Here is a 15,960-nt window from a genome sequence, read left to right as displayed (position 1 = left end):
TTGACAGGGACAATTGAGTGGGACGCAACGTAGTAAGATGTCTGACAGTGCTGGCGTCGCTGTGGATGCTAAGCGGCGCGGTCAGGGCGCAGACATGGAACATTGGCGTTTTGGCGATGCGCGGGGAGGTTTCTACACGTAATCACTGGCAGCCGCTGGAAACCTTGTTGAATCAGCAAATCCCCGGTGAGCAGTTTCATATTCAGCCGCTGGACCTGCGACAGATGCAGGAGGCGGTGAATCGTGGAACGGTGCAGTTTGTTGTCACTAATCCGGCGCAGTTTGTTCAGCTAAACAGCCGTTCTGCGCTGCGCTGGCTGGCTTCGCTACGCTCCACCCGTGGTGGGAAAGCCACCAGTAACGTGATCGGCAGCGCGATCCTCGTCAGACGCGACAGCGGGATAACCTCCCCACACGATCTGATCGGCAAAACGGTTGGCGCCATTGATGCTCAGGCGTTTGGCGGCTATTTGCTGGGATATAAAGCGCTCAGTGATGCCGGTCTGCGCCCTGAACGCGATTTACGTCTGACGTTTACCGGATTTCCCGCCGATGCCTTACTCTATTTATTACGTGAAAAAGCCGTGCAGGCGGTGATCGTGCCGGTGTGCCTGCTGGAAAAAATGGATGAAGAAGGCCTCATTCGTAAAACCGATTTTATGACCGTGTTGAACCATCCGACCTCAATTCCCTGTCTGACCAGTACACCGCTCTATCCTGACTGGTCATTTGCCGCACTACCTGCAGTGAGTGACGAGCTGGCCGATCGCGTCACGCGGGTGCTGTTCAATGCACCGCAAAACGCGACATTTCGCTGGGGAGCGCCCGCCTCGACCCGCGAGGTGGAAGCGTTGTTGCGCGATGTCCGCCAGCATCCGCAGCAGCGTCAGCTGTGGCTGGATGTCAAAAGCTGGTTTATTCAACATCGGCTGGCGATGGGAGCGGCGGCCATCGTGCTGTTGTTGCTGACGCTCAATTACATCTGGGTAATGCTGTTGGTTCGCCGACGCGGCAGGCAGCTAGAGCGGAACAACGTGTTGTTGCACAAACAGGAACAGGCGCTGGAGACTGCCCGACAAATGAGCGTGCTGGGGGAGATGACCTCCGGTTTTGCCCATGAGCTCAATCAGCCGTTGTCAGCTATCCGCCATTATGCCCAAGGCTGTCTGATTCGCCTGCGCGGTCAGGATGAACAGCATCCGTTGCTGCCCGCGCTTGAGCACATCGACGCCCAGGCACAAAGGGGGGCCGATACGCTGCGCAATCTCCGGCAGTGGGTCAGCCAGGCACAGGGCAATCCGGTACTTCCCGATGACTGGCAAGCCATCAACGTTCACGATGCTATCCATCACGTCTGGCAATTACTGCGCATGCCCCAGCAATTCCCGGCGGTAACGCTGCACACACAGGTCAGCAAGGCGTTAACATTGACGCTGCCAAGCGTTCTTCTTGAGCAGGTGCTGGCCAATCTGGTACTCAATGCCGCCCAGGCCGGGGCTACCACAGTATGGTTTAGCGCCCTGCATAAGGATGGTGGTGTGAGTATTCAGGTGCAGGATAATGCCGGAGGCATTGACGAGACTCAGTTGTACCAAGCTTTTCAGCCGTTTATGACCACTCGCAAAGAAGGCATGGGACTAGGACTGGTCATTTGTCAGCGACTGGTGCGCTACGCAAACGGAGATATTGAGATCAACAATCAGCAGGCCCCGGACGGAAAAGCGGGGGCGAGAGTGACATTATATTTTAAACCAAATCGGGAAGGAGGCCGTAGTGGCGATAATTCATCTGCTGGATGACGACATTGCCGTCACCCAGGCCTGCGCGTTTTTATTGGAAAGTCTGGGATATGAAGTGTCTTGCTGGGAGCAAGGTGAGAAATTCCTCGCTGAGGCAAATCTGCACCAGGTGGGTGTACTGCTGCTGGATATGCGTATGCCGGTACTGGATGGGCACGCGGTGCATGAAATCATGCGTCAGAAAGCAAGCACCCTGGCGGTGGTCTTTCTCACCGGGCATGGCGATGTGCCGATGGCGGTTGAGCAAATGAAACGTGGCGCGGTCGATTTTTTGCAAAAACCGGTGTCAGCCGTGCCGCTTCAGGCAGCATTAGAACATGCCTTGCAGGTCTCGGCAGCGGCGTTCTCGCGACAAGAGATCATCTGCTGCTATCAACAACTTACGCCAAAAGAACGGGAACTGGCGCATCTGGTAGCAAAAGGATTAATGAATCGGGAAATTGCTGATGCCATGAATATTGCCGTACGTACGGTTGAAGTGCATCGGGCGCGGGTGATGGAAAAAATGCAGGCGGGAAGTCTTGCTGAGCTTGTAAATCGACTTCAGAGAGTTCAGTAGAATGATGACATTTCTTTGATTTTCATTGAATTTTGTCTAAATCCTCAGAGTGATATATGCTGTTGGTTTGAGTTAATGACGAGCGGGCAAAAATGGGAAATCAGACGAAAGACGACGAGTTGTACCGTGAAATGTGCAGAGTAGTCGGTAAAGTAGTGCTGGAAATGCGCGATCTGGGACAAGAGCCTAAGCATATCGTCATTGCGGGAGTACTGAGAACCACCCTTGCTAACCAGCGTGTGAAGCGCAGTGAGTTAGAAAAACAGGCTATTGAGACCGTAATTAAAGCATTGGCCGGATAATCCGCAAAAAGAGGGCGGTAGTTTCTCTCGCCGTCCTCTTATTCTCATTACGTTAATCTATCAATAATTATAATTTAGTGTTGCAATTAACGCTATCCAACTCGCTATATATTTAATTGTATACCGGATGATATATAAAAATATATATGAGAGTGGAGTCACAAATATTTGCAAGACATATGAAGTGCTATTTCAATTTATCTTAATGATAATAAATCTCACTCCGCATTAATTATATCCCTTCCGTTTTTTAATTGATGACGATCAAGACTAAGCATGCTGAATAACCACATTATTTCTGTGTCTAACCCTAAAGGATTAGATTCATTCAGTTTAACCACCGTCATTTATGCGATCAGGTTAGGGCAAAAATTTACGTGTTGTTGGCAACTTTAACCGCCCGATATGGCTTGAGCTGCGCTGGTTTAAATTAGCCTGAAGGTGTTGCTACCACAGCATTTGCGAAGAGGATGCGAAATAAATGAACCAGGTTGATCGTCCATTTTTAGATTGTGGTTTAACGCGACTAGAATTTCTGCGGATATCAGGAAAAGGACTGGCGGGATTAACGATTGCTCCCGCGCTGTTATCCCTTTTTGGTTGTAAGCAGGAAGATGTCGATAGTGGGACTGTTGGGCTTATCAATACGCCTAAAGGGGTTCTGGTGACCCAGCGAGCTCGCTGTACGGGCTGTCACCGCTGCGAAATTTCCTGTACCAATTATAACGATGGTGCGGTGGGTACCTTCTTTTCCCGGATAAAAATCCATCGCAATTTCTTCTTTGGCGATGATGGTGTCGGGTCCGGTGGTGGGCTGTATGGCGATTTAAACTATACCGCTGATACCTGCCGGCAATGCAAAGATCCGCAGTGTATGAAGGTCTGCCCAATAGGTGCAATTACCTGGAAACAGGAAGACGGTTGTATTGCGGTGGACCACAAACGCTGTATTGGCTGTAGCGCGTGTACCACAGCCTGTCCGTGGATGATGTCGACCGTAAATACCGAAACGAAAAAGTCCTCAAAATGTGTGTTATGCGGGGAATGCGCCAATGCTTGTCCGACTGGGGCATTAAAAATTATCGAGTGGAAAGATATTACTGTTTGATAGATAGCAGGCATACCTGATTCGCGCCATTAATTGCCAAAAATACCGCAGTTTTGGATAAAAAGCTGCCTGAAGAATGGCGGGTATATCTATTAAACCTTCTTGCAAAGGAAAACATGATGGCTAATGGTTGGACAGGTACTATTTTACGGGTCAATCTCACCACGGGTAATATCACCCTTGAAGATTCCAGTAAATTTAAAAAATTTGTCGGTGGGATGGGCTTTGGTTATAAAATTATGTACGACGAAGTCCCGCCAGGCACCATGCCTTTTGATGAAGGGAATAAGTTGGTTTTTGCCACCGGACCATTAACGGGTTCTGGCGCTCCCTGTAGCTCCCGCGTCAATATCACCTCCTTATCGACATTTACCAAAGGCAATTTAGTCGTGGATGCCCATATGGGGGGATTCTTTGCCGCGCAAATGAAATTCGCCGGTTACGACGCCATTATTATTGAAGGCAAGTCCGCATCACCGGTCTGGATCAACATTAAAGACGATAAGGTTAGCATCGAAAAAGCCGATTTCCTGTGGGGTAAGGGGACGCGCGCCACAACTGAAGAAATTTGTCGCATCACCAGCCCGGAAACCTGCGTCGCCGCGATAGGCCAGGCAGGGGAAAATCTGGTGCCGCTCTCCTGCATGATCAACAGTCGCAACCACAGCGGCGGAGCTGGTACCGGCGCAGTAATGGGCTCGAAAAACCTGAAGGCTATTGCGGTAGAAGGGACCAAAGGCGTCAATATTGCCGATCGCAAAGAGATGAAACGGCTCAATGACTACATGATGACCGAGCTCATCGGCGCTAACAACAACCACGTTGTGCCAAGCACCCCGCAGGCCTGGGCAGAATACTCTTCGCCAAACTCGCGCTGGACAGCCCGTAAGGGACTGTTCTGGGGCGCAGCAGAAGGCGGACCAATCGAAACCGGGGAAATCCCGCCGGGCAACCAAAATACGGTAGGTTTCCGTACCTATAAATCGGTGTTCGATCTGGGGCCAGCCGCAGAAAAATACACGGTCAAAATGAGCGGCTGTCATTCATGCCCTATTCGTTGTATGTCACAGCTCAATGTTCCGCGGGTGAAAGATTTTGGCGTGCCGAGTACCGGCGGCAACACTTGTGTGGCGAACTTTGTGCACACCACCATTTTCCCCAATGGCCCGAAAGATTTTGACGATAAAGACGATGGGCGCGTGGTGGGAAACCTGATTGGTCTGAACCTGTTTGACGATTACGGTATCTGGTGTAACTACGGCCAGTTGCACCGTGATTTTACTTATTGCTATTCGAAAGGCGTCTTTAAGCGCGTACTGCCGGCTGAAGAGTATGCGGAGATCCGCTGGGATCAGTTGGAAGCGGGTGATCCTAATTTTATTAAAGACTTCTACTATCGGTTGGCGCATCGCGTGGGGGAACTCAGTCACCTTGCGGACGGCTCGTATGCCATTGCTGAACGCTGGGATTTGGGCGAAGAGTACTGGGGTTATGCCAAAAATAAACTGTGGTCGCCGTTCGGTTTTCCTGTTCACCATGCGAACGAGGCTTCAGCGCAGGTGGGGGCGATCACCAACTGTATGTTTAACCGTGACTGCATGGCGCACACCCATATCAACTTCATCGGTTCCGGTTTGCCGTTGAAATTACAGCGCGAAGTGGCGGGCGAGCTGTTTGGTTCACAGGATGCCTACGATGAAACCAAAAACTACACCCCGATCAATGCAGCCAAGATCAAATATGCCAAATGGACGCTGCTGAAAGTCTGTCTGCATAACGCGGTTACGTTGTGTAACTGGGTTTGGCCGATGACAGTTTCACCACTCAAGAGCCGTAACTATCGCGGAGACTTGGATCTGGAAGCGAAGTTCTTCCAGGCAGTCACCGGTGATGAAACCACGCAGGCGAGTCTGGACCTGGCCGCTGAACGCATCTTTACCCTGCATCGCGCTTATACGGTCAAACTGATGCAAACCAAGGATATGCGCAATGAGCACGATCTCATCTGCTCCTGGGTATTCGATAAAGATCCGAAGATCCCGGTCTTCACTGAAGGAACCGACAAGATGGACAGGGAGGATATGCGTCAGTCATTGACGATGTTCTATCAGGAAATGGGCTGGGATCCAGAGCTGGGTTGCCCAACGCGTGAAACCCTGAACCGACTCGGACTTGAAGACGTGGCAGCTGATTTGGCGGCGCAAGACCTGTTGCCAGCGTAAGGAACGTGAGATGACTAACGTGAGCAACGTTCTGGCACCCGTAGAGGCGCTTCCTGACGAGGTAGATGGTCAAAAGAGACACTGGCTACAGGCGTTTCACCCGCCGGTAGAACAGGTGACTGCGCCGCAGGTTCAGGAGCCTGTCAGCCCGGAGTCGATTGTGGCGGATTTTATCCGTCAGCATTCGGCATCCGGGCAATTGGTGGGGCGCAGCGTATTTCTGCAGCCACCTTATTCGGTCCCTGAAACCGATCTATCCGCGCTGCTGGATGCGCTGTGTCAGGACGCAATTAACGCGGATATCACCCGTGTGCAGGGCGCGGAAGATGTCTATTTCTACTCAACGCAAACCATGACGGCAAACTACGCCGACATGTGCGTGCAGGTAGTGGAAAACGACATCTGCCGTGCAATTGCCGAGGCGGTACGCTTCGACGGCCGCACGTATCCTCGCCCCTATAAGGTCGCCATGTTGACGCAACCGCCGTATAGCTTTGAATCTCAGCAGATTACAGCGGCGCTAACGGCTATGGAAACGCATCCCGATTACGCAGATATACGTACTGTGGAATCGTCAAATGCGGAACCTTATCTGTTTAGCGAACGTTTTATGAGTTATGGCAAAGCGTACGGCCTGTGTGAATGGCTTGAGGTTGAGCAGTATCAGAACCCCTGAATTATTCAGGTTGATGTCATGGAACGTGTGGACGACCACTGTCACAGTTTAGAGGATAACCCGATGTCCTTCACCCGACGAAAATTTGTCATTGGCATGGGGACGGTGATTTTTTTCACCGGCCCAGGTCAAAATCTGTTAGCGAGTACCAGGAGCCCTAAAGCCGTTCGTTACGTCATGATTCACGACGAATCACTGTGTAACGGATGTAATATCTGCGCGCGGGCCTGCAGGAAAACCAACCATGTTCCTGCCCAGGGCAGCCGTTTGTCGATAGCGCATATTCCAGTCTCAGACAACGACAACGAAACGCTGTATCACTACTTCCGTCAATCCTGCCAGCATTGTGATGATGCGCCTTGTATTGAGGTGTGTCCGACCGGTGCCTCCTGGCGGGATGAGAACGGTATTGTGCGAGTAGATACGTCTTCCTGTATCGGCTGCAGTTACTGTATTGGTGCGTGTCCTTATCAGGTTCGTTATCTCAACCCGCATACCAAAGTGGCGGATAAATGCGACTTTTGCGTTGAATCACGCCTGGCGAAAGGTTTTTCACCGATCTGTGTTAACGCTTGCCCGGAACATGCGCTGATTTTTGGGCGTGAAGATAGCCCGGAAATTCAGACCTGGTTGCGAGAAAACAAGTATTACGAATATCAACTTGCAGGCGCCGGGAAACCCCATCTGTATCGTCGGTTCGGTCAACATTTGATTAAAAAGGAAAATGTATGAACGCGTCGCAAAATGCCGAACAGTTTCACGCCCAGCTTGCGCAGTATGTTCCTCTGTTTTCACCGGACTACTGGCCCGTGTGGTTAGTCGTTGCCGGGTTAATGCTGGTGGGAATGTGGCTGGTGCTGGCGCTTCACGCCATGCTGCGCTTTCGGGCGGCACATAAAACGTCGGCAGGGCACGGTGAGAAGGTCTATTTATATTCGAAGGCTGTTCGTTTGTGGCACTGGTCAAATGCGCTGCTGTTTTTGCTACTTCTGGTCAGTGGCCTGGTCAATCACTTCTCTGCCGTCAGCGCACCGGTAATGAAAAGCCTGCTTACCGTTCATGAGGTTTGCGGCTTTTTGCTACTTGCCTGCTGGGTTGGTTTTGTGCTGATCAACCTGATTGGCGGCAACGGACATCACTATATTATTCAACGTCAGGGCTGGATCGCTCGCGCGCAAAGACAAACACGTTTTTACCTGTTTGGCATTATGCAGGGCGAGTCACATCCATTCCCGGCATCGCCGCGTTCTAAATTCAATCCGCTACAGCAGGCGGCCTACGTTGGCGTGATGTATGGGTTGCTGCCACTACTGCTGATTTCTGGGTTGTTATCGCTTTACCCGACGGTCGTCGGAGATCTGTTTCCTGGTGTGCGTTACTGGCTGCTTCAGGCGCACTTTGCGCTGGCAATTGTCAGTCTGTTTTTCATTTTTGGGCATCTTTATCTTTGCACTACGGGCCGCACACCGGGCGAAACCTTCAAGTGTATGGTGGATGGCTACCACCGGCATTAAGCGATGATGATTACACGAAGTGACTTACGGGCCTGGCGTGTTGGGCCCGTCATGTATCGCTGGTTTCTACGCGCGTTTCCCGCAGGAGGAAGCTATGCCGATGTTCATCGCGCGCTCCAGCGGGAAGGGTATACCGATTGGGCAAATAGCCTGGTGGAATACGGCTGGTCGAAATGGCGGGAAGAGGCGAGTTTTGCTCAGCAGGATATTGACGCAATGGGGAATATTTCCTGTGAGCAAGCCGCGGAGGAAACCAGTCGTCCGTTGGCGAGTGCAGAAGATTATGCCCGATTTAGCAGTGCGGGTGACAACGTTAAAATTGCCAGCACCGGGTATGCCGCACAGATCGCCAGTGCCGGTTACAGCGCACGGATTGGCAGTGTAGGCTATAACACGCATATCGGCAGTTCAGGCGATCGTGGGCGAATAGCGATTGCGGGAAATTCGGCGCGTATCAGCAGTGTGGGCGACGGAACGCGTATCGCCAGTACCGGCATGCGCGTACGCATCAGTTCGCTTGGCGACCGAAACCGGGTTGCCAGTAGCGGTGATTTAACCCAGGTAGCCTGTTTTGGCGCAGAGGCAAAAATCGCTAACTGCGCGGATAATATCCACATTATTGCCAGCGGAGAGAACGCCGTTGTTGCCAGTACCGGTGCTGTAGATTCGATAACGCTCGGTCCCGGCGGATGTGCGGCGCTGGCTTATCACGATGGCGAGAGAATGCGTTTTGCGCTTGCCGTTGAAGGGGAAAAAAACATTCGGGCGGGCGTGAAATATCGGCTCAACGAAGACCATCAGTTTGTGGAATGTTGAGCCGAGAGGTCATTTTAGTGCGAAGCGGCGCTGGGTGATTTTCTCCAGGCTAAAGCACAGCAGGTAATAGACCAGTCCGGTAAAGATAAAAATGGCTGCCGGGTAGATTTGCACCCGGCTGTTAACCTGACCGGCAACCGTTGTGAGTTCCGGTACGTTAACGATAAATGCCAGTGACGTGTCCTTCAGTAGCCCAATGAAAATCCCCGTCAACGACGGCAGTACGTTACGCAGCACCTGCGGCAGCAAGATAAGCCACAGGGCCTGATCCGGGCGAAACCCCTGAACGACTGCCGCTTCATATTGCCCACCAGGCAGTGCGCTAATTCCAGCATACACCGAGTGCATCACCGAAGCGGCGGTGAACCATGCTAGCGCCAGCGTCACGGTAACGGCACCGGGCAGATCGCTTCCGGTCAGCATGGGTAGCAAATACCACATCCAGAAAATCACAAAGATGAGCGGAATGCCGCGAATAAATTCCGCCCAGATAAACAACCCGTTGCGAACCGCGCCTGGAAATCGCCAGGCGCAGCAGGCAAGAATGATCCCGCCAGGCAGCGCCAGCAAAGCCGCACCGATAGCCATCAGCAAAGTGAGCAGTACACCGCCGGGTTGCCCCTCAGCTACACGTCCCCACAGGAGATAGTCAAGATTGTCGGTAATGACCGAAATATTAGCGATCATGCAGTATGCTCCTGACGCTGAAGATGCGCATTCTTACCTTTGACGATTTACCCGCCGCCGGCCGCGGCCCAAGACGCGTAAGCAACATACCCAGCACGATGCCGGTAAACAGATAGAGTGCGGTGCCAACGGCAAAGGCTTCCAGCGCGTGCGCGTTGTAGCTCTCAATTTGCCGTACCTGGTAGGTGAGCTCAGCAAATCCAATACCGCTGGCAAGCGAGGAAAGCTTCATCAGGTTGAGATATTGCCCAACAATGGGTTGCCAGGCGTTTGCCAGTCCCTGAGGCAGCAGAATGTGACGAAATATCGCCCAGGATGAAAACCCCTGCGCCACGGCAGCCTCGCGTTGTCCGGCAGAAACTGCCTGTAAACCTGAGGCGATCTCTTCGACCAAAAATGCTGAGGTAAATACGCCCAGTCCCCATGCTGAACAGATAAACTCCGGCGTTAACCACCAGACATCACCCGGCAGAATTGACCATGGATGATCAGCATTGATGAAGCTAATGACGTCACGGGGAAGCCAGTTCCATGCGGCAAAATACCAGAACATCAGTTGCACCAGTAAAGGGGTATTGCGAAACACCGAGACCCACACCCCGACCATCGTTTTAGCGAGACGATTGCCCGTCAGTCGCAGGCTGAGCAGTGAGATGGCAATGAGCGTGGCGAGCACGATACCTGCCAGCGTCACCCAAAGCGTGGTAAGAAAACCAGAAATTATCCATTGCAGGGGTTGCCCGCTCAGCACTCCCTGCCAGTCCATTGCATGCATTATGATGATGACTCCTGGTGTAACGGGTCGAGCACTTTTTTCAGGAAACGCTGGGTTCTCGGGTGCTGTGGTTGGACGAAAAAATCCTCCGGCGGGGCCACTTCAAGAATATCGCCACCATCGATGAAAACCACACGATCGGCAATCTCGCGGGCGAAATGCATTTCGTGGGTCACGACGATCATGGTGATACCGCTGTGGGCGAGATTTTTCATCACCTGCAATACCTCGCCGATCATTTCAGGATCCAGCGCGGAGGTAGGCTCATCAAACAGAATAATTTGCGGTGATGAAGCCAGTGCGCGGGCGATGGCCACGCGCTGCTGCTGTCCACCGGACAACTGTGCGGCATAGGCATTGGCTTTTTCCGCCAGTCCCACCTTTTCCAGCAACTCAAGTGCCCGACGATCTGCTTCCGTCTTATTCCAGCCGTGAACATATTCCAGCGCCAGCGCGATGTTTTGCAGTGCAGTCAGATGCGAATAGAGATTGAATTGCTGAAATACGAAACCGATACGGCTGCGTAGCTGGCGTAATGCCGCCCCGCGCAACTGGCTAATTGGTTTACCATCAATGAAGATTTCGCCATCGCTGAGCGACTCCAACTGGTTGATAAGACGTATAAGAGTGGACTTTCCAGAACCGGAAGGTCCCAGAATGGTCACCACTTCACCGGGCTCAACTGCCAGGTTGACGCCGTTAAGTACAGTTTGAGCGCCATACTCTTTAACCACATTGCGTAGTTCGACGCTCGCCTGACGCAAATGGGTAAAATCCGCAGCCGAAGCTGCGGAACGATGAAAAAGGGCTGAGAGCATATTATTTGGCTTCTATTTTAAAGGCGCGGGCTTGTGGATTTTTGGTTTCAGGACCAAACCAGACATCATAAATTTTGGCCGCCTGCCCGGTAGATTCCAGCTTCAAAAGTTCATCGTTAACGGCTTTTAACAACGCTGGCTCACCTTTTTTCACCCCCACGCCAATCTCTTCTTTGCTCAACAGGTCCGGTAGAATTTTGAAATCTGCTTTATCCGGCGCACCGCCTAATAAACCGGCCAGAATCGTACTGTCCTGGGTGATGGCCTGAACATTGCCGTTGCGCAGTGCGGTTAACGCCAGCGGGATATCGTCATAGGCCAGTACGCGCGACTGCGGGAAGCGCTGATGCAGTGCCTGTTCACCAGTAGTGCCTTTTACCGCGCCGATGCGTGCTTTGCTGTATTGATCGAGCTTATCCGGAGATTTTGCTGGCACAAGGAACTGCTGGCCGGTAACAAAATAGGGGACGGAGAAATCTATTACCTGCGACCGCTCAGGCGTGATCGTGATATCCGCAACGATTAAATCGGCTTTACCAGATTGTAATAACGGAATTCGGTTTGCCGGATTGGTCGCCACCAGTTCCAGTTTTACACCAAGAGATTTGGCCAGCGCTTCGGCAAAATCGACGTCGTAGCCGACAATCTTATGCGTTTTGGCATCGATGGAGCCAAACGGCGGGTTCGCGTCAAATGTTGCGACTTTTACTACGCCTGCGGCTTTGATATCGGCCAGTTGGTCGGCCTGAGCCTGTGAGACGCTAATGCCTGATGCCAGCAGGATGCCGAGTGCCAGCAGTGTTTTTTTCGCGCTGTGAGTTTTTGTTACCATCATTTTGTAAGTCCCTGTCGTTTTTTTTGGTTTGTGCTTTTTACGCTCCCATAACTCAGGTTCAGGACAAAATAAGAAAAAATTCTTATCTATTTACAAAATGTTATTAGTGAAAAAGGTGTTAACAATGGGTAAACGCAATGCGATATGTAGCCAGGCGAGAGGGCATAGCCAGGAGGTAAAAAAAAACCGGCATTGCGCCGGTTCGGAAATCAGATTTTGCAGGCGTCACCGCAATCATTATCAGCAATAATTTCTTGCGCTTTCTTGTCTGCATCTTCCAGACGTTCAGCGTTACGCTCTTGCGCTTCTTCCAGTCCATCAAAGACCAGATTATCGAGATCAATTTCCATCATTCACCTGCTCAGGTTCAGCGTTTAACATCACGTTATTATATTGCAAAAATGTTGCTTAACAGCAGCGATTCTTGCTACTTAGCATCGAACGCAATCCGCTGTGCGTATTTATCCGCCAAAGTGGCCCACGGTTCGCAATTGCTAAAGAATTGTTGGTTGTAAATACCGCAAAATTCTCGCTCTCTCTACCGTTTTATTCCCACTTTTTCATTAACGTGACGCGCGATCATTTTTAACAAATCTGCGACAAAATCACTATACATATAACTTAATATCTTTTATACATTAATTGTTCAACCCTGCGACTATTCCACAAAAGAGAAAGCTATATGGAACAGACACCTGATAAGAAAAACGATAATTTTCAAAAAGATGGCAAAGAACAGTTCAATAGATCGATCGGTTTAATTTCAAACTTCGCGTTGGGTTTTACCTACCTGTCGCCGCTTACCGCCGTCTATTCGCTGTTTGCGCTGGCCGTAACGCTGGCGGGGCCACCTGCAGTATGGTGGATTTTAATCGTCGCATGCGGGCAACTTTTGGTGGCGCTGGTGTTTGGTGAGGTCGCTTCCCAGTATCCGATAACCGGCGGACTTTACCCTTGGGCCAGAAGGTTGTGGGGCAAGAAATATGCGTGGATTGCCGCCTGGATCTACCTGTGGGCACTGGTGGTCACCATTACGTCGATCGCGGAATATACATCAACGTTTGTTGAATCACTCTTCCACTATGGTCAGACTCCAGCCACGATGTTGGTGACTTCCGTTCTGCTGCTGCTGTTGATGATGGCGGTTAATATGTCCGGGACTAAAAATCTGGCCCGGGTGGCGAAAATTGGTTTCTGGTGTGAAATTGTCAGCGTGATCGCGCTGGGGATTTATCTGCTGATTTTCCACCGTTCGCAGCCGTTCTCAGTAATTTTTGACTCGATGGGTGTGCTGGCTCATGACGGCAGCTATTCCACCGCATTTATGTCTGCTGCGCTGATGGGACTGTTTATGTTCTTTGGCTTTGAGGCCTGCGGTAACGTTGCGGAAGAGGTGCAGAATCCCAGTAAAAAGATCCCAGTGGCGATGATTTTAAGCATCGTATTCGGCGCGATTTCCGCCATTATTTCTGTTATGGGTTATCTGCTGGCTTCACCGAATCTGGTCAGCATCGTGAATGGTAAAACGTCCGATCCGATCCCGGCAATCCTTAATGAAGCTCTGGGCGAAACCGGCGCGACTGTCTTTATCGTCGTCGCGATTATCGCCATGTTGTCGTGCATTTTGTCTCTCCAGGCTGCGTTAAGCCGTCTTATCTTTTCTTTCTCCCGCGACAGAATGCTGCCGGGAAGTGAATGGATGGCCAAAATCTCTAAAAATGGTGTTCCGGATAATGCCATGGTCGTCAGTTGCCTTCTGCCAGTGATCATCTGTGTTTGGGTTTATTTCCAGCCAGATAACCTGTCGCGTATCACCGCGTTTGCTGTTATCGGGATTTACATCTCGTTCCAGATGGTTGTGCTGGCCGCGCTGCGTCAGCGCCTGAAAGGCTGGAAACCGGCGGGGGAGTGGACCATTGGCGGTTGGGGCGTAATCGTGAATGTGCTGGCGTTAGCTTACGGATTGTGCGGGATCTGGTTACTGGCGCAACCGGCAGACAGCAGCGACTTCATTGACCGTTGGACGGTCCTGTTCGGCCTGGCGATTGTCGTTGGCTCGGGACTTATTTATATGTTCCTGACCCGTCCGTTTGGTCGTTCAGCGGCGCCGGTAAACGACGCCATTGCGTATGCCAGTAAGCTCAATATGGGGCAGGATAACTAAAAACTAAGGGCCTTCGGGCCCTTAGTTTTGATAGTGATAAAGGATAAAGTAGTCGCTCTGATACACCACGGTACTATTTGCAGGTGACAGCAATTCACCCACGCGAAAACGTGGCCAACTGGAGAAAATGATCCTGTTTTCCAGATTGGTCAGAATCACATAATCAGGATGAGCGCAGGAGAGCAGTTCGGCTTCTATCTGACTGACCAGCAAATCGACCGCGGCAACACCGAGAAACTGGTCGTTGTAGTAGACCGGGACGGCTGACGTTAGGGTATAGGAGATATTGCAAATATAGTCGACGTAGGGACCGTGGATATAGGCTTTGCCAGCCGGAGGAGAATGCTTAAACCACTCAAAGGTTCTGAAATCCAGTCGTTGTTGCGTGGCCTGATCCAAATCCAGATGCGCCTGGCTCAAACCATTATCTTTCTTATACCACCACTCCAGCAACCAGTACTCTTTTGTGTTTGCGGTGCTCTCAATATGGCTGGCGAATCCCGCCCCTGAACAGTAATGGTTGTCACTGAGCGTGCGCTTGATGTGCTGTTGAACGGTGGATCTTACTGATGGGTCGAGAACGACCTCGGCTGAGGCCTTTTGTACCCCTGAAATCGCCTCATGGATGCTCCTCGCTAGCGCAACGGTAGAATCTACGGTAGAAACAGTAATGTCATCAATTTTACGGATTAATGCGCTTAGGGATGTCGAAGAGCTCATTGTCTGTCCTGCCTTCACTGATTGTCAGTTCGAGTTATATTTCAGCTTTTTTTCAATAAGGTAGTAGGTAAACGTGTCGATGATCCGTGTGGCAAACTGTACTGACTCTGCCTCGTTGTGAGCAGCCAGTGCATCGGCCAGCGCTGAATAAAGCGCGATAATTTCCGCATGAATACTGTCTGTGCGATAAAGTATCGCCACAAGTGATGCCCATTCAGCCTGAACTTGCAGCTCCTGATTGGCCAGTCGCGCTGAATGCGAACTGGCGGCAATCGCCAGCAGGCAACGCATATCGGCCTGGGTCATCAGCTCAGGTGAGTTTGCCTTTCTGAGAACCTCGACAAACTCGCGAAATTTGGCGATATCCGCACCGGTCATCCGTCGGGAAGCCAGCCTCGCGCTATGGCTAATAATGGCGCAATGCATTTCACCCAGATCAGACAGATAATCCGTACTGATCGCTTTGAACGGGTGCAGGGCGCTATTTTTTCCATCGATATTTTCACAAACGAAGCTCCCGCCATTACGACCGCGAACCGTATGGATAAGATTATTAGCCCGAAGCGTGTTTAGCGCTTCTCTGATAGTGATATGTGAGACACCCATCATTTTTGCCAAATCAGTTTCGTTGGGAAGCTGTTCTTTTGGCTCCAGCAACCCCGTGATAATGGCATTTGAAAGGCGCTGGACTATCTGGTCTGAACGACTGACCTGCCCGATAGGCGCAAATATGACCGCGTGAGTAATCATAATCTTTTCTGTACTCAATTCCCTGAAACAACGACCATTTTTAACACATGCCTGTCGGGCAAGGAAGGTAAGAATGGCCGAGTTATTTTACATGCCTGGGCGCAACGTCACTGCACAAGCGGATGTGTGTCCCGATAACCTCATGATGAGCTGAGCATAACGCGTCAGCTGGCAATGAAAAGCCTTACCTTGCAAATGTGAGAATTAAGTTAAAA

At 51.2% G+C, this 15,960-nt stretch carries 17 protein-coding genes; 10 read left to right on the top strand and 7 right to left on the bottom strand.

What is annotated here, in order from left to right; genetic code table 11:
• Positions 1-65: 65 nt before the first annotated feature.
• From ttrS to ydhT, 9 genes are all read left to right on the top strand, one after another.
• Positions 66-1,799 (top strand): tetrathionate respiration histidine kinase TtrS, encoded by a 1,734-nt coding sequence (gene ttrS / locus SK33_RS13255; protein ID WP_102191136.1) that lies wholly within the window; start codon positions 66-68, stop codon positions 1,797-1,799.
• On the top strand, positions 1,774-2,358 hold the full coding sequence (gene ttrR, locus SK33_RS13250; RefSeq protein ID WP_003836549.1) for a tetrathionate respiration response regulator TtrR: 585 nt from the start codon (positions 1,774-1,776) through the stop codon (positions 2,356-2,358). The genes ttrS and ttrR overlap by 26 nt, the downstream gene beginning before the upstream one ends.
• Positions 2,359-2,450: 92 nt before the next feature.
• The gene (gene fumD / locus SK33_RS13245; RefSeq protein WP_003029345.1) at positions 2,451-2,660 is read left to right on the top strand and encodes a fumarate hydratase FumD; all 210 of its coding nucleotides are present in this window, start codon (positions 2,451-2,453) and stop codon (positions 2,658-2,660) included.
• A gap of 481 nt (positions 2,661-3,141) precedes the next feature.
• On the top strand, positions 3,142-3,768 hold the full coding sequence (locus SK33_RS13240; protein WP_048219002.1) for a ferredoxin-like protein: 627 nt from the start codon (positions 3,142-3,144) through the stop codon (positions 3,766-3,768).
• Positions 3,769-3,887: 119 nt separating this feature from the next.
• The gene (locus SK33_RS13235; protein ID WP_003029336.1) at positions 3,888-5,990 is read left to right on the top strand and encodes an aldehyde ferredoxin oxidoreductase; all 2,103 of its coding nucleotides are present in this window, start codon (positions 3,888-3,890) and stop codon (positions 5,988-5,990) included.
• Between the two features lie 10 nt (positions 5,991-6,000).
• Positions 6,001-6,666, top strand: coding sequence for a YdhW family putative oxidoreductase system protein (locus SK33_RS13230; protein WP_003029334.1), 666 nt, complete (start codon positions 6,001-6,003; stop codon positions 6,664-6,666).
• A 63-nt stretch (positions 6,667-6,729) separates the two neighbouring features.
• A complete protein-coding gene (locus tag SK33_RS13225) occupies positions 6,730-7,398 on the top strand; it encodes a 4Fe-4S dicluster domain-containing protein (RefSeq protein ID WP_048219927.1) in 669 nt (222 codons plus the stop codon).
• Entirely contained in the window at positions 7,395-8,180 is a 786-nt protein-coding gene (gene phsC / locus SK33_RS13220) for a thiosulfate reductase cytochrome B subunit (protein ID WP_003029330.1), read from the top strand. The genes SK33_RS13225 and phsC overlap by 4 nt, the downstream gene beginning before the upstream one ends.
• A 3-nt stretch (positions 8,181-8,183) precedes the next feature.
• Complete coding sequence (ydhT, locus tag SK33_RS13215) at positions 8,184-8,996, top strand: protein YdhT (protein ID WP_048219001.1); 813 nt, start codon at positions 8,184-8,186, stop codon at positions 8,994-8,996.
• Between the two features lie 9 nt (positions 8,997-9,005).
• On the opposite strand, the gene SK33_RS13210 is transcribed toward ydhT, so the two are convergent.
• From SK33_RS13210 to SK33_RS13190, 5 genes are all read right to left on the bottom strand, one after another.
• A complete protein-coding gene (locus SK33_RS13210; RefSeq protein ID WP_032949181.1) occupies positions 9,006-9,683 on the bottom strand; it encodes an amino acid ABC transporter permease in 678 nt (225 codons plus the stop codon).
• Positions 9,673-10,458 (bottom strand): amino acid ABC transporter permease, encoded by a 786-nt coding sequence (locus tag SK33_RS13205; protein WP_003029324.1) that lies wholly within the window; start codon positions 10,456-10,458, stop codon positions 9,673-9,675. The genes SK33_RS13210 and SK33_RS13205 overlap by 11 nt, the downstream gene beginning before the upstream one ends.
• A complete protein-coding gene (locus SK33_RS13200; RefSeq protein ID WP_003029322.1) occupies positions 10,458-11,276 on the bottom strand; it encodes an amino acid ABC transporter ATP-binding protein in 819 nt (272 codons plus the stop codon). Before SK33_RS13200 ends, SK33_RS13205 begins: the two co-directional genes overlap by 1 nt.
• A gap of 1 nt (position 11,277) precedes the next feature.
• Positions 11,278-12,111: an ABC transporter substrate-binding protein gene (locus tag SK33_RS13195; RefSeq protein WP_003836534.1), complete on the bottom strand. Its 834-nt coding sequence runs from the start codon at positions 12,109-12,111 to the stop codon at positions 11,278-11,280.
• Positions 12,112-12,320: 209 nt separating this feature from the next.
• Positions 12,321-12,461 (bottom strand): hypothetical protein, encoded by a 141-nt coding sequence (locus SK33_RS13190; RefSeq protein ID WP_003832695.1) that lies wholly within the window; start codon positions 12,459-12,461, stop codon positions 12,321-12,323.
• Between the two features lie 332 nt (positions 12,462-12,793).
• Between SK33_RS13190 and SK33_RS13185 the strand changes: the two genes are divergently transcribed.
• Positions 12,794-14,275 carry an APC family permease gene (locus SK33_RS13185; RefSeq protein ID WP_048219000.1) on the top strand — a complete coding sequence of 494 codons (1,482 nt, stop codon included), beginning with the start codon at positions 12,794-12,796 and terminating at the stop codon, positions 14,273-14,275.
• Positions 14,276-14,296: 21 nt separating this feature from the next.
• On the opposite strand, the gene SK33_RS13180 is transcribed toward SK33_RS13185, so the two are convergent.
• On the bottom strand, positions 14,297-14,995 hold the full coding sequence (locus SK33_RS13180) for a cache domain-containing protein (RefSeq protein ID WP_003029308.1): 699 nt from the start codon (positions 14,993-14,995) through the stop codon (positions 14,297-14,299).
• A 24-nt stretch (positions 14,996-15,019) separates the two neighbouring features.
• A complete protein-coding gene (locus SK33_RS13175) occupies positions 15,020-15,745 on the bottom strand; it encodes a FadR/GntR family transcriptional regulator (protein WP_003029304.1) in 726 nt (241 codons plus the stop codon).
• Positions 15,746-15,960 lie beyond the last annotated feature (215 nt).

It is taken from the genome of Citrobacter sp. MGH103 (assembly GCF_001034475.2).
In the GTDB taxonomy this organism is placed as follows: domain Bacteria; phylum Pseudomonadota; class Gammaproteobacteria; order Enterobacterales; family Enterobacteriaceae; genus Citrobacter; species Citrobacter freundii.
Note: the sequence above shows the minus strand (reverse complement) of the source record. Positions and strands in the feature narration are given on the sequence as shown.

Bases quoted from the DNA above. Each gene is read 5' to 3' on its own strand.
- fumD (WP_003029345.1), top strand. From the start codon at position 2,451: ATGGGAAATCAGACGAAAGACGACGAGTTGTACCGTGAAATGTGCAGA.
- SK33_RS13185 (WP_048219000.1), top strand. From the start codon at position 12,794: ATGGAACAGACACCTGATAAGAAAAACGATAATTTTCAAAAAGATGGC.
- phsC (WP_003029330.1), top strand. From the start codon at position 7,395: ATGAACGCGTCGCAAAATGCCGAACAGTTTCACGCCCAGCTTGCGCAG.
- SK33_RS13235 (WP_003029336.1), top strand. From the start codon at position 3,888: ATGGCTAATGGTTGGACAGGTACTATTTTACGGGTCAATCTCACCACG.
- SK33_RS13205 (WP_003029324.1), bottom strand. From the start codon at position 10,458: ATGCATGCAATGGACTGGCAGGGAGTGCTGAGCGGGCAACCCCTGCAA.
- SK33_RS13175 (WP_003029304.1), bottom strand. From the start codon at position 15,745: ATGATTACTCACGCGGTCATATTTGCGCCTATCGGGCAGGTCAGTCGT.
- SK33_RS13190 (WP_003832695.1), bottom strand. From the start codon at position 12,461: ATGGAAATTGATCTCGATAATCTGGTCTTTGATGGACTGGAAGAAGCG.
- SK33_RS13210 (WP_032949181.1), bottom strand. From the start codon at position 9,683: ATGATCGCTAATATTTCGGTCATTACCGACAATCTTGACTATCTCCTG.
- ydhT (WP_048219001.1), top strand. From the start codon at position 8,184: ATGATGATTACACGAAGTGACTTACGGGCCTGGCGTGTTGGGCCCGTC.
- SK33_RS13240 (WP_048219002.1), top strand. From the start codon at position 3,142: ATGAACCAGGTTGATCGTCCATTTTTAGATTGTGGTTTAACGCGACTA.
- SK33_RS13200 (WP_003029322.1), bottom strand. From the start codon at position 11,276: ATGCTCTCAGCCCTTTTTCATCGTTCCGCAGCTTCGGCTGCGGATTTT.
- SK33_RS13180 (WP_003029308.1), bottom strand. From the start codon at position 14,995: ATGAGCTCTTCGACATCCCTAAGCGCATTAATCCGTAAAATTGATGAC.
- ttrS (WP_102191136.1), top strand. From the start codon at position 66: ATGCTAAGCGGCGCGGTCAGGGCGCAGACATGGAACATTGGCGTTTTG.
- SK33_RS13230 (WP_003029334.1), top strand. From the start codon at position 6,001: ATGACTAACGTGAGCAACGTTCTGGCACCCGTAGAGGCGCTTCCTGAC.
- SK33_RS13195 (WP_003836534.1), bottom strand. From the start codon at position 12,111: ATGATGGTAACAAAAACTCACAGCGCGAAAAAAACACTGCTGGCACTC.
- SK33_RS13225 (WP_048219927.1), top strand. From the start codon at position 6,730: ATGTCCTTCACCCGACGAAAATTTGTCATTGGCATGGGGACGGTGATT.